The sequence below is a fragment of the Tahibacter aquaticus genome, from assembly GCF_004363655.1.
GTDB classification, from domain to species: domain Bacteria; phylum Pseudomonadota; class Gammaproteobacteria; order Xanthomonadales; family Rhodanobacteraceae; genus Tahibacter; species Tahibacter aquaticus.
In genome coordinates this window covers 242863-255677 of sequence record NZ_SNZH01000007.1, presented here as the reverse complement: position 1 = coordinate 255677, position 12815 = coordinate 242863, and the positions used below count along the sequence as shown (strand labels likewise).

Annotated in this window: 11 protein-coding genes and 1 tRNA gene; 4 read left to right on the top strand and 8 right to left on the bottom strand. The window is 65.2% G+C overall.

Going from position 1 to position 12815, the window contains the following annotated elements:
• Nucleotides 1-24 precede the first annotated feature (24 nt).
• The 3 genes from DFR29_RS13400 to trmB all read right to left on the bottom strand — a co-directional run bounded on the left by DFR29_RS13400 (nucleotide 25) and on the right by trmB (nucleotide 2706).
• Nucleotides 25-918, bottom strand: coding sequence for an FHA domain-containing protein (locus tag DFR29_RS13400; protein WP_133819111.1), 894 nt, complete (start codon nucleotides 916-918; stop codon nucleotides 25-27).
• A gap of 21 nt (nucleotides 919-939) precedes the next feature.
• Nucleotides 940-1866, bottom strand: a complete 927-nt coding sequence (locus tag DFR29_RS13395) for a DUF6689 family protein (RefSeq protein WP_133819110.1) — start codon at nucleotides 1864-1866, stop codon at nucleotides 940-942.
• A gap of 171 nt (nucleotides 1867-2037) precedes the next feature.
• Nucleotides 2038-2706, bottom strand: coding sequence for a tRNA (guanine(46)-N(7))-methyltransferase TrmB (gene trmB, locus DFR29_RS13390; protein ID WP_133819109.1), 669 nt, complete (start codon nucleotides 2704-2706; stop codon nucleotides 2038-2040).
• 96 nt (nucleotides 2707-2802) lie between these two features.
• Between trmB and metX the strand changes: the two genes are divergently transcribed.
• The 3 genes from metX to DFR29_RS13375 all read left to right on the top strand — a co-directional run bounded on the left by metX (nucleotide 2803) and on the right by DFR29_RS13375 (nucleotide 4760).
• Nucleotides 2803-3903, top strand: a complete 1101-nt coding sequence (gene metX / locus DFR29_RS13385; protein WP_133819230.1) for a homoserine O-acetyltransferase MetX — start codon at nucleotides 2803-2805, stop codon at nucleotides 3901-3903.
• A gap of 31 nt (nucleotides 3904-3934) precedes the next feature.
• The gene (locus tag DFR29_RS13380) at nucleotides 3935-4513 is read left to right on the top strand and encodes a cysteine dioxygenase family protein (protein WP_133819108.1); all 579 of its coding nucleotides are present in this window, start codon (nucleotides 3935-3937) and stop codon (nucleotides 4511-4513) included.
• Between the two features lie 160 nt (nucleotides 4514-4673).
• A tRNA-Leu gene (locus DFR29_RS13375) sits at nucleotides 4674-4760 on the top strand.
• Nucleotides 4761-5104: 344 nt separating this feature from the next.
• On the opposite strand, the gene DFR29_RS29175 is transcribed toward DFR29_RS13375, so the two are convergent.
• A complete protein-coding gene (locus tag DFR29_RS29175) occupies nucleotides 5105-5275 on the bottom strand; it encodes a hypothetical protein (RefSeq protein ID WP_166654073.1) in 171 nt (56 codons plus the stop codon).
• Nucleotides 5276-5638: 363 nt separating this feature from the next.
• Here DFR29_RS29175 and DFR29_RS13370 point away from each other — a divergent pair, with 363 nt between their 5' ends.
• A complete protein-coding gene (locus DFR29_RS13370) occupies nucleotides 5639-7354 on the top strand; it encodes a phosphotransferase (protein WP_133819107.1) in 1716 nt (571 codons plus the stop codon).
• Between the two features lie 46 nt (nucleotides 7355-7400).
• On the opposite strand, the gene DFR29_RS13365 is transcribed toward DFR29_RS13370, so the two are convergent.
• The 4 genes from DFR29_RS13365 to DFR29_RS13350 form a co-directional block, all read right to left on the bottom strand.
• A complete protein-coding gene (locus DFR29_RS13365) occupies nucleotides 7401-9614 on the bottom strand; it encodes a winged helix-turn-helix domain-containing protein (RefSeq protein ID WP_133819106.1) in 2214 nt (737 codons plus the stop codon).
• Between the two features lie 301 nt (nucleotides 9615-9915).
• The gene (pip, locus tag DFR29_RS13360; protein ID WP_133819229.1) at nucleotides 9916-10872 is read right to left on the bottom strand and encodes a prolyl aminopeptidase; all 957 of its coding nucleotides are present in this window, start codon (nucleotides 10870-10872) and stop codon (nucleotides 9916-9918) included.
• A 66-nt stretch (nucleotides 10873-10938) separates the two neighbouring features.
• On the bottom strand, nucleotides 10939-11580 hold the full coding sequence (locus tag DFR29_RS13355; RefSeq protein ID WP_133819105.1) for a hypothetical protein: 642 nt from the start codon (nucleotides 11578-11580) through the stop codon (nucleotides 10939-10941).
• A complete protein-coding gene (locus DFR29_RS13350) occupies nucleotides 11577-12518 on the bottom strand; it encodes an AraC family transcriptional regulator (protein WP_166654072.1) in 942 nt (313 codons plus the stop codon). The genes DFR29_RS13355 and DFR29_RS13350 overlap by 4 nt, the downstream gene beginning before the upstream one ends.
• Nucleotides 12519-12815 lie beyond the last annotated feature (297 nt).

Genomic DNA, 12815 nt, shown 5'->3' with positions numbered 1-12815 from the left:
ATAACGCAGAACCCCGCATGCTACTCAGCGTGGGCGCAGTTCGTTCCAGTGCAGCGAGGCGACGCCTGCTTCGTTGGCTGCCCGACGCAGTTCGTCGACCGCGCCGCGCAAACGCGCCGCGGCCAGTGCCGCCGCACCTTGGTGCGCCACGCCCTCGACCAGTTCCATATCGAACTCGGTCAGCAGCGGGCCCGGGCTGCGGCTGTCGGCGTAGATCGCACCGAGTATTTCCTGCCCCAGCAGCAGCGGCACGCAGACCAGCGCACGGATACCTCCCAGCACGACGCTGGGCCGCGCGCCCAGCCAGGGTGAATCCGAGGTATCGCAGCAGATCACACTGCGCCGTTCGGCCATGCAGCGTTCCAGCGAACCGGCGCTGCCGGAAAAACTGCTGCGGCTCAAATCGGTGCGATCCATGCCCTGGGTGGCGCGCACGTGCAGCTCGGCCGGGCTGGCGCCGTACAGCACGAAGCCGCGCTCGAGCTGGGACAGCTCCAGCACGGCGTCCAGTACCTGACGCAGCAGCAGGTCGACACTATGGACCTGCTGCAACTGCTGCGACAGCGCGCGCGATGTCGACCGGCGCACGTCGGCGAAGGCCGCCGCATCGCGCGCGGTTTGGGCACTCATGGGTTCGAGCCAGCAATACACGTCGCCGATGGCAAACCAGGTGGGAGAACTGAGACTGGCCTCGGATACCAGCCGGCCGTCGACACGCATGCCGTTCTTGCTGCCCAGGTCAGTCAGGCGCCAGACGCCGCCTTCCTGGACGATTTCCGCATGCATGCGCGAAACCGAACTGTGGTCCAGCTGCACCTCGCAGACCGCGGTCCGGCCGACCTGGTAGCGCTGGGAATCGTCCAGGATGCGGACGACGACGGCTCGATCCGGTGGATAAGCGCTGAATCGGGCCGGCATGGTCCTCGGTATGTCCTTACTTTACGGGCCGCCGTTGAGGCGCAGGATGCTGTAACGCAGGGAGCGCGCCAGGCCGTCGATATCGCCCGCATCATTGATCAGATCGCGCTGCGATCGCCACTCGTTCTGCATGCCGCTGCCCGCCTCCTGATTGACGCGCAGTATCAGCTGGTCGACCTGGATCAGCGCCGTGGTGTAGTCCAGCAGCAGCAGCGCTGCCTGTACGTTGGTCAGCAACCCCGCCAGCTCCAGCCGCAGCAGGTTGTTGAGGATGGCGCCGACCAGGCGCAGCTCCAGCTCGACCACTTTCAGCAGCGCGATCACCGGCAGGCCCAGCCCCAGCAGGCCGACCAGCTCCGGCCGCGTGTCCTTGACCATCATGAACTGCGAGAAACCGCCGCTGCGGCCGCGGCCACGCACACTGCCGTTGCCCACGTCGGCCGTGATGTCGAAGAACGCGCCGCCCAGTGGCGCCTTGAAGATGCGGTAGGGCGTACCCGGCACGTACGTCAGCTCGTGCGTATGCACCTGCATTTCGTAGGAATTGAGGAAACTGAGGTTGCCGTCGCCGCCTTCGAAGGTCTGCATGCCCGAGGCGAAGATGCGGTCGGAAAAATAAAGCGGTTCGATCGTGATCAGTACCGGGAAGGCCGGATCGATGTTCACGCCCGCTGGCAGGCGATTGACGATGGCCGGATCGGTAGGGCTGACCAGCTGGGCCTGGAAATTCAGGTTCTGCGCCGTGAGGTTCAGCGGCTGCACGAAGGTGATGCTGACGTCGGCATCGATGGTGGTGAAGCCGTTGAACAGGGCAATGTCGACATTGGCGACATTGCCGTTGATCGTCACTGTGACCTGAGCCTGGGCGGCACAATTGCCAAGCAGGCCCAGCAGCAGAAACAGGAACAGCGCTCCTGTTTTCAGTGATCTTTCGCGCACGTTGTTCATGACAGCCCCCCAACATCCGCAGCTTGGTGCAGGCGCTGCGGTTTGACGGGCAGCCTAGCCCGCCTTGACATCAATGAACAGCGAAAAACTGTGAGTAATGTTTGCAAGTCAGACACTTGGGCGCAATTCCTGGCCTTGTTTGGGGGTTTCCCGCAGCGACCAGGCTCTAGCTCAGTCCGTGCGAACCCGCCACAGCGCATGCCCCGAAGCCTGGTACTTGGCTTCGAACGGCGTCAGCGGCGACTCTGCCTGCAGGACCAAGCAATCGATATGCCATGACTGCCCGGCCAGACTCAGCGCCCGCGTCCATTCGTCGGCGTAAGGCCTCCAGTTGCTGCGCAGCTCGATCGTGCCGCCGCAATGCAGCAGCGCCGGCAACACCGGATGCGCCGGCCAGCGCCGCATGACGTGCTCGGGCTTGGGCCAGGGGTTCGGGTAAAGCAGGTATTGCCGCGCGAAGCGCCACTCGGCCGCCGCGGCCAGCAACCAGAAATCAACAAGGTCACAGCGCAACAAACGTACATTTTCCGGCGCCCCGGGCAGCGCCGCGGCGCGCATCCCCTTGTCCAGACGAGCAGCCGACTTGTCCACGCCGATGACCAGCGCACCGGCATGCAGCCGTGCCAGCTGCAGGCTGCTGGCGCCGGTGCCGCAGCCGGCATCCAGCACGCGCGGGCGAGGGTCAGCCGCAATGGCGGCGGCCAGGGTGGCAAAGGCCTGCTGCGAGGCGGCGCTGACCGGCTTGCGAAAGGGTTGCCAGAGATGCCGCAATACCAACTCGTCCAGGCGCGGATGCGCGCCCAGCTGGCGACTGCTGACGATAGACGAGTTCGCGAACATCGATAGATACCAACGACCTAACGCAAGCCTTGGATTGGCAAGGGCATGAGTTTACATTCGCGCCTCCGCGCACCGACGCAGCCTGGCCACCGCACCATGGGCGACGCCCGCCGCTATTTCGACCTGCCCTCGCCGTTTCCGATGAAGCGCGGCGGCCAGCTGCACCAGGCCTGCCTGGCCTACGAAACCTGGGGCGAGCTCAGTCCTGCCCGCGACAATGCCCTGCTCATCTTCACCGGCCTGTCGCCCAGTGCCCACGCCGCCTCCAATGCCGCGGACGACAGCCCGGGCTGGTGGGAAGAAATGCTCGGCGTCGGTAAATACATCGACACCGGCCGCTGGTTCGTCATCTGCGTCAATACCCTGGGCAGCTGCAAAGGCTCTACCGGTGCCGCCTCCATCGATCCGGCCAGCGGCCAGCCCTACCGGCTGGACTTCCCCGAGCTGACCCTGGAAGACGCCGCCAATGCCGCCTACGCGCTGGTGCGCAGCCTGGGCATAGAACAACTGGCCTGCCTGCTCGGCAATTCCATGGGCGGCATGACGGCGCTGGCCTATCTGGCCCTGCACCCGGGCGCGGTGCGCAGTCACATCAGCATTTCCACCGCGCCGCAGGCGCAGCCGTTCGCCATCGCCATCCGCTCGCTGCAGCGCGAGGCGATCCGGCTCGACCCACAATGGAACAATGGACACTATTCCGACGACAGCTACCCCGAAGCCGGCATGTCGATCGCGCGCAAGCTCGGCGTGATCACCTACCGCTCGGCAATGGAATGGGTAGGCCGCTTCGCCCGCATCCGGCTGGAGTCGGACCAGCGCGAGGAAGAACCGTTCGGCGCCGAGTTCCAGATAGAGTCCTACCTGATCGGCCATGCGCGCCGCTTCGTGCGCAATTTCGACCCGAACAGCTACCTCTACCTGTCGCGCGCCAGCGACTGGTTCGACATCGGCGAATACGGCCGGGGCGGCGTAGCCGACGCGCTGGGGCGCATTGCGCTGCAGCACGTGCTGGTCATCGGCGTGGAAACCGACATCCTGTTCCCGCTGAGCCAGCAGGAAGAAATTGCCGAAGGCCTGCGTGGCGGCGGCGCCGAGGTCGAATTCGTTGCGCTGGACAGCCCGCAAGGCCATGACGCCTTCCTCGTGGACATCGTGCGTTTCGGCGCGGCCATCGCGCAGTTCCTGGCCCGGCTGTAAACTGCGGCCGCTATCGTTTTCGGACCCAGCCATGCTTACCCTGCCCTTCCCCGGCGCCCAGCGCCTGGTCGATGCCCTCGACGCGGCGATCTGCCGCGACTGTCCCACCGAAATCACCGATCAGCTGCGCCATACCCTGTGCCGCCTGATCCGCGACCCGGAAGTCAAACTGCCGGAATGCGTGTTCGAACCCGTCGGCGACCACTATGCTCGGCGCGAGCTCTACCGTAGCGACGACCATGGCTACAGCGTCATCGCCATGACCTGGGGACCGGGCCAGGGCACGCCGATCCACGATCACGCGGGCATGTGGTGCGTCGAAGGCGTCTGGTACGGCCAGCTGGAAATCACGCCGTACGAGATGACCGGCCAGAACGACGAGCGTTACCGCTTCGAATCGCGCGGCACCATGATTGCCGGCGCCGGCTCCGCCGGCAGCCTGATCCCGCCGCACGAGTACCACACCATCATGAACCCCAGCGACGACGACGTTGCCGTATCGCTGCATATCTACCGCGGCCCGATGACCAGCTGCAGCGTATTCCGCCCACTGGAAGACCGCTGGTACCAGCGCGACAAGCGCCAGCTGTCGCTGGATCATACGCACTGAAGCAGGCACTGCAGCGGAGCGAAACGGATCATCACCCGGCCTTTCGCTCCGCCGCCCAGGGCGGCTTGTGTAGTGACCGCACCTCTTCACTGACGGCGTCTTTCCGCTATACTCGCCGCCCCTACCAGCGCCAGCAGTCGATTGCCGGCGCACACCTTGTGCCGGTGTGGCGGAATTGGTAGACGCGGCAGACTCAAAATCTGTTTCTGGCAACAGAGTGGGGGTTCGATTCCCTCCACCGGCACCATTCGCAAGTCCGGCGGCTATCCGCCAATATCCTGAAACCCACCTCGCCGCCGGCTTTCATACCCGCCGACAATCCAGCGCTATCCATGGATAGTCCGGCTAAGCCTATCCGTTGGGAACAGATTGGGTAACCGTTCGCGAGTTGACTCCATGCCGCTGGCCAGCACCCGAGCCTGCACGACGCAGACTGCTCGCGGAATTCGCTCGATGTGGATATTTATTCTTTTTGCAAAACCCCGGCAGTTCCTGAGTCGTGCGTCGCGCGCGGCTTCAAGCAGGCAGCCTGGGCCGACGGAAAACCCGGCGGTGGCGGCGGCCAGAACCTGCCAATGCTCCCTATCGGCTTCAGCCGACCGACATAACAACAGGTAAGGCGAGATCCGCCACTACGGCGACTGCAAGGCTCACCACCATGCGCCAGGTCGCGGCGATGAGATGCGCGAACGCGCCACGGTCGCCCTGCTGCGCGGCAATGAAACCACGCGTTACGGCGGTGTTAGGAAGACCAGAAGTCATGAGTGTCTCGCCACTCGGGAATGGCTGGAACCCCGGCGTTGCCGCATGCGGATGGTGATCCCTGCACCGAGCAGCGGCAGCATCGGCCCGCAGCCGGTGCTGCCGCTGCCCCGACCTCTGATCGACCAGGCCCGCAGCCGACTCGAAACATACGTAATCGCACGCTAGTATGCGCAAACGTACGGGCAAGGCGCCCGCTACCGCCTGCGAGGGACTGGACTGTCCCGTCGCAGGCGTGGCGCAACGGCTGCGCTGAATCTTCGGTGTTCATCATTTTTGGCGACCGGCATGGCGGGAGGCAATGCGGGTTGCGGTTCTGTGCCCCGCTCCGGGGCGCGCGAAATCCTAAGGGGGGATTTCCGCATGAATTTTCCTTCGCTGCGGCGAGCGCTGACCGCGCTGTTGATGCTGACCGCGCTGCCACTACAGGCGCGCGAACCGGTCGAACACGACGAACTGGAAGCAAGCCTGGCCGTGCCCTATCAGGCCGACAATGCCGGCGGACGCGAACTCGTGATCGAACTGCTGTTTCCCGGCGGCTCGGCCGTAGCCGTGGCCTGGCAGTTGCAGATCGTCGATGCGCAGGGACGCCTGCAGCGCGAATGGACCGGGAGCGCTGCGGCTGGGGATCGCCGCAGTCGGCTGGCGCTGCGCTGGGACGACACGGACGCGGCCGGACTGCCCTTGCAGGCCGGCATCTACACGGCGCGGCTGGCCACGCTGGAAGGCACGCCGGAGCAGTTGCAGCAAGGCCTGGCTGCCGTCGAGGTGGAATCAGCACTGGCCAATCCAGTCCGGCTGCCGCAATTGCAGCAGTGGGATTTCGTCGTCGGACCGCTACCGCTCGCCGCCATGCCGTCATTCGAACCAATGCCGCTGGCCGGCAGCACGTCCTGGCTTCGCGCTGCCAGCGACGGCCCGCCCTACGCCATCCACTTCGGCAATCTGCACAGCCAGACCAACCACAGCGATGGCGGCGGCGACCTGAGTACCTGCAACAACGCCGAGACGCCGCAGGCCGGTGCGTTCGGCCCGGCCGCAGCGTTTGCCTATGCCGATGCGCATGGCCTGGATTTCCTCATGGCCAGCGAGCACAACCACATGTACGACGGCCGCGCCAACGGCGTCAGTGCCAGCGCCACGCCGCAATTCGCCAACAACCTGTATGCCGACGGCCTGGCCCAGGCCGCCGCGTACAGCGCGGCGCATGCGGATTTCCTGGCCCTGTACGGCATGGAGTGGGGCGTAACGACGGACGGCGGCCACCTCAACGTGATCGGTGCCGAAGGCCTTTACAACTGGGAATACAACAGCAGCAACCAGCTCATCGGCAGCTTCTACACGCCGAAAAGCGATTACGCAGCGTTATACAGTTTTATGCGCGGTCAGCAGGCGCTTGGGCAGTTCAACCATCCGGATACCTCGGGCCAGTTTCTCGTCGCCAGCACGGCACTGGGCTATAGCAGCGACGGCGACGAGGTGATGGTACTGACCGAAGTACTGAATTCCTCAGCGTTCTCGGTCAATACGACGGAAAGCGAAACCAGCCGCAGCAGCTTTGAAGGCGCCTGGAAACGCCTGCTCGAACGCGGTTTCCATACCGCGCCAGCAAGCAACCAGGACAATCATTGCGCCAACTGGGGCGCGGCCTACAGCAATCGCACCGGCGTACTGGTTCCCGCCGGACAGCCGCTGACGCCACAGAGTTTCCGCACCGCCCTGCTGGCCCGGCGCGTATTCGCGACCATGGACAAGACCGCGCAGCTGCTGTTTTCCTCGGGCGAACGGATCATGGGCATGCGCTTTGCCAACAGCAGCGCGCTGACATTGCGCGTGGACTACGCCAGCAGCAGCGGACACCTGCCGTCGCAGGTGCAGATCTACGAGGGCGTGCCTGGCCGCAACGGCACGGTCACGCTGGCAGCAAGCACGGCCACGCCGACGCTGAATCCGGCGCCGGGCGAACATTTCTACTATGCCAAGATTACCCAGGACGACGGCAAGTCGCTGTGGTCCGCGCCGCTCTGGGTGACCCAGCTCGACCCGGCCGATGCGATCTTCCGCGACGGGTTTTTCTAGGCCGGCGGCGCGCAGCACGCCGGGTGCAATGCCGGCGGAATCTTGCCTAGGGCTTCACGATCGAGCTGAGATCCAGCAGCATCACATCGGTGTCGTCGCGCGCGACCACGGGCAGCACAGCCTTGGTCGCGGCGCGGTCCAGCGCCAGGCCGCCTTCGGCCAGGGCCCAGTCGACCTTGCGCAGCAGGCGCGGCTCGCCGCCGTCCCAGGGTTGTACGAACAACTGCATCTTCAGATCTTCGCCGGAAAACAGGTAGTACAGGCCGGTGGGATCGGCGCGCCAGGCGTTCATGTTCCAGAACTGGATGCTGTTGTTGACGCGCGCTTCCGCGCCACTGGCCAGGTCGATCGAATACAGGCCGCCTTCTCCGATATTGGCAAAGTATAGTTTTCCATTACCAACGCCGTCGCTGACGCTGTAGGCGGTGGATTCGCTGATGCGCCGGCTGCTGCGCTTGGCCAGGTCGCGCTGCCAGATATGCCAGGCGCCGTCGCGGTCGGAAACGTAGTACAGGCTGCGCCCGTCGGCGGCATAGGTGCCGTAGCGCACGTTGTCGCCGTCGTCGCTTTCCTGCCGTGTCTGGCCGGAATCAACTTCGACCGAAAACAGCTTGCTCTGCGCATTGCCCCGCGCGACATACACCACGCGGCGCCCGTCCGGCGACCAGTTGGGCGCGCTGAGTTCGACATTCTTGTGATGGGTGATCTGGTACGAGGTGCGCGCGCCGGGCTCGGACAGCCACAGTTGCGAGTCGCCGCCGCGGTTGGATACGAATACCAGGCGGTCGTCGTTCGGCGCGAAAGCCGGCCAGGATTCGCTGCGCGTGGACGAGGCGATGCCCTCGCCAGCCGCATCGACCGACGCATCGAAGCGGAAGCTCTGCAGATTGACGTCGGCATTGTCCTGCTGGAATACCGCATAGGCGCGGCCTCGGCTGAGCGACGGATAGCTGCCGCCGGCGATGCCGAGATTGGCCAGCTCGCCGCTTTCCGTATCGAGCAGGTACAGGCCCTGGGTGCCGCTGTGGTCGGAGGACAGCAGCATGTGGCGGCTGTCGGGCAGCCAGTCATAGCCACGGATGCGTGCGCGCAGGCGAGTGATCTGGCGCACTGCACCGCCGTCGCTGGCGGTGACGAAGATGTCGCTATAGGGCACGGCGCCGCGGCGGAACGCGATGCGCTTGCCATCCGGCGATACGCGCGGCTGGATATCCGGCTGGCTGCTGTCGCGCTGATAGTCCAGCGCGCTGACCTGGCCGTCTTCCAGCGACAGCAAGTGCAGGCTTTTGGTGCCTTCCACGCGCGCCTTGCCGTCGCCGCCGGGCGGCAGTGCCCGCAGGCGCGAAACCACCAGCGAGCGGCCGTCGCGGGTCCAGTCGAAATAGTCGATGAAATACGGCTCGCAGCTCGACGCTTCGCGTTCGCGCCCGCCCAGGGCCGCGACCACGACGATACGGCAGTCGGCGCCACGCATGCGCACGAAAGCGATCTGGGTGCCGTCGGGCGACCACACCGGATAGGTCTCCTCGTTGGCCTCGCTGCGGCTCAGGCGAATAGGCGGAGAACCGGACAATCCGCGCAGATAGATATGTGGACCGTCGTCGCCGGGATAGCGAGCGGTATAGGCTACCGAGGTGCCGTCCGGAGAAATGCTGGGAAAGGTTTCGCTGTCGGACTCGGCCGTGACCGGCCGCAGCGGCAGGCCGTTGAAGGCGAACACCGGATTGCGCATGTCGACCCGCGAAGGCGGCGGCGCGCGGCCGAAAACCGCAAGCAAGGCCAGCATGGCGACGATGCCCGCGACCACGATGGCCATGGCCTGTGGCCGCTTGGCCGGTGTTTCGGGCTCCAGCCTGACCGGGCTGACAATTTGCTCGGCGCTGTCGCCGGGACGGCCCGGCAGCTGCTCCAGCCACTCCACCGTCGTCAGCAGGCGATAGCCGACCTTGGGAATGGTCTCGATATGCCGCGGCAGCTTGGGATCTTCCTCGATCGCACGACGCAGTTCGGTGATCGCGTGAGTCAGCACGTCGTCGGTGGGAAAGGCGTCTTTCCACACCGTGTCCAGCAATTCGCTGCGCGTCTGCGGTGCGCCGTTGGCCAGCATCAGCTGGCGCAGCACGGCCATGGCCTTGGGCGTAGGCCGCAATTCGCGCTCGCCACGCAACAGACGGTTGCTGGCCAGGTCGACCAACCAGTCGCCCAGGCGCGCAAATCGTGTCTGTTCCTGTGGTCGCAACACTCGAATGCTGGCGCTCACCCAGTCTCCCAACGGCGGAATCGATGATGTCGAGCTGGCAACTCGCCGGCGTGTCTGCCGGCAAACTGCGGCGGCCGTGCCCGTGCGGTGGCGGCAACAGCCAGGAACTGCTCGACCAGGCTCAGCCGGCACCCGCCAGGCTCAACCGGCTTCGTTGCGCTCGCGCGCAGCGCTCCGGCTTGGCCTGTTCACTGTCGGCTGTCGCCGGCCCATCGGTCAACTGCCAGAGGTGGGACGGCACGCCAACGCGCTACTACGTTCTACCTGCGAGGCGCGGCGCGCAAGCGCTGCAACATGCATATCAGCGAAAACGGTCGGTGGCTTCGACCAGTTCGTGCGTGATGCCGGGCTCCATCGCCGAATGGCCGGCGTCGGCGACGATGCGCAGATCGGCCTCGGGCCAGGCGCGGTGCAGATCCCAGGCCGACCGGGCCGGACAGACCACGTCATAGCGCCCCTGCACGATGACCGCCGGAATCTCGCGCAGCCGCTGCGCGTTGCGCAGTAACTGGTCGTCGTGTTCGAAGAAACCGCCGTGCACGAAGTAGTGGCATTCGATGCGCGCGAAGGCCAGAGCGAACTGGTCTTCGCCGGTGGCGGCGATATGGCTGGAGTCCTGCAGCAGGAAGCTGGTCGCCCCTTCCCAGATCGACCAGGCTTTCGCTGCTGCCGTGCGTACTGCAGCATCGGGACTGGTCAGGCGGCGGTAGTAGGCGCTCATGAGATCGCCCCGCTCCACCGGTGGAATCGCGTCGAGATAGGATTCCCACACATCGGGGAAGATCGCATCGCAGCCGGCCTGGTAGAACCATTCCAGCTCCCAGCGGCGCAGCATGAAGATGCCGCGCAGCACCAGCTCGGTCACACACTGCGGATGCGTCTGCGCATAGGCCAGGGCCAGGGTCGAACCCCAGGAGCCGCCGAAGACCTGCCAGCGGGCAATGCCCAGGTGTTCGCGCAGACGCTCTATATCGGCGACCAGATGCCAGGTGGTGTTGTCGCGCAATTCCGCATGCGGCGTGGAGCGGCCGCAACCGCGCTGGTCGAACAGCACGATGCGGTAATGCGCCGGATCGAAGAAACGGCGCGAGTTGGCATTGCAACCGGCGCCGGGGCCGCCGTGCAGAAACACCACGGGCTTGCCCTGTGGATTGCCGCACTGCTCATAGTACACATTGTGCAGATCCGAAACCTGCAGGCGGCCGCTGTCGAACGGCTCGATCGGCGGATACAGCGTGCGGCGCGGCGATTTCGGCATTGGCATGGGCACGTCCTGGCAAGTCGATCCGGCGATTTTAGCCGGCAGCCAGGACTTGTGTGCATTTCATTGCTCTGCCATGGCGGCGCTGTCGGCGGAGCGCTTGCAGATCAGTTCCTTGTTGAGGAATTCGCGACCATTGGACGCGCGCGAATACAGGCGCGATCGAATGCGGCCTTCGTCGATCCATTGCCAGTCGAGCCGCTCGGGCTGTACCGAATCGCTCTTCTGCGCCATCTGTACTTTGCCGCTCAGGTGGCGCAGATCCGGCGCAAGTTCCGCATCGACGGTCAGGCTGCGGTCCGGCGCATTGGCGTCGAAACCGCTAGACAGGATATGCGTGGTTTCCGGATCGACGCTGAGCAGGTTCAGGCCGACATGCACCGTGTCGCCACCGCGCAGCACGGCGTAGATCGATTCCTGCAGGAAATTGCCCTTGAGCACCCATTCGAAGCGGCGCTTCTGCACCGTTTCCACCATCTTTTCGTGGAAGCGGTCGTCCCAGGTGCGCAGGTTGCAATCCCAGCTGCCGATCAGCGGCATGGCGAAGGACTTGAACGCCTGGCGCGAATCCTGCGCCACGCGCGGATCCACCGCCGTCGCCATGCCGCTGACCAGCAACAAGGCCAGCATCAGCACGTAGCGCAGGCGCTGCGTCCATGCCGTGCCGACTTCAGCCGTGTTCATCGTGCCTACCTCTTGAATCATGCCGCCTCCGGCTGGTGACTGTAAGCGATCCGCGTGCCGTTGGTACCCAGCACACCGAACGCCCGGGTCACGCTGGCGCGTGCCTGCAACAAGGCCATGCGGCGCAGGCGCGTGGCCGGCGTGCCGAACTGCTGCTTGAACAAGCGGGCAAACGCGCAACGATTGATGAATCCCATGCGTTGGGCGATGGTACCAATAGGAACGCTGGTCTCGACCACCATGCGGCGTGCACGCAACATGCGCTGCTGCACCAGATAGCGATGCGGCGATGCGCCGAACACGCGGTGGAACAGACGCAGGAAATGCGAAGGCGACAGACTGGCAACCTGGGCCAGCGCGGCCAGATCCAGCGGTACCGCCTGGCCATGATCGATCACGTGCTTGGCCCGCAGCAGGCGTGCGTACAGTTGGCGGCGATGACGCTCGCTGCGCCCGGGGCAATCGGCCAGTGCCTTGCCCAGTTCCTGCTGGCGGCGCGAGAGCTGGCCGAGCACGAGATCGAGTGCCGCATGCATGTCGATCGACAGATCCTGGGTGGATTGGGCCAGGCGGCCCAGGCTTGTCGCCAGCTCCACATCCTGGGCAAAGAACGCCGGCAGCGGATCGATGCTGGCGCGACCACGCAACGTAGCCGGAGCCAGCCACAGCACCGCGACGCGCGCTTCGCCGCCGGCGGCTTCCATACGCAGGCCATTGCCACCTTCGGTCAGCAGCACATCGGAAGCACCCAGTTCGACGCTGCAGCCGCGGTTGTCGACATGGACACGGCCGCGCAGGGCGATGCACAGCGCAGGCGGCGTCCAGCCCCAGCTATGCGCCTCGCGCAGATCGCCGACCCAGATCAGGGCCCGCGGACCGAAACGCTCCAGATAGTCGTCGCGGTCCCGCCAGCTCGGGAATGCCGCATTGCCTTCATGACGCCAGTGCACACAGTTCATGTCTCGCCCTCCTCGTTGAGATGGGCCGATCTTGGGAAGCGGCGTCCGGCGAGTCCCGAGTGGGCGGCGAGTTCGTGACGAATTCCGCAACATCGACTGGCGAGGTTTCGGCGAAATCTCGGCGAGGTCACGGAAAATCAACAGCTTGGAATGTGGAATCGGCGATGGCAGCGGAAAGTGCCAACGCGAACAGATGGAGATGGCGGCACAGCTGCGCAGCACTGCAACGCGAAAATCCGGCGTAGCGGACAGCCACAGGCCCTGCGAGATTCAAGCGAGAGGGGATTTCGGGGCGAA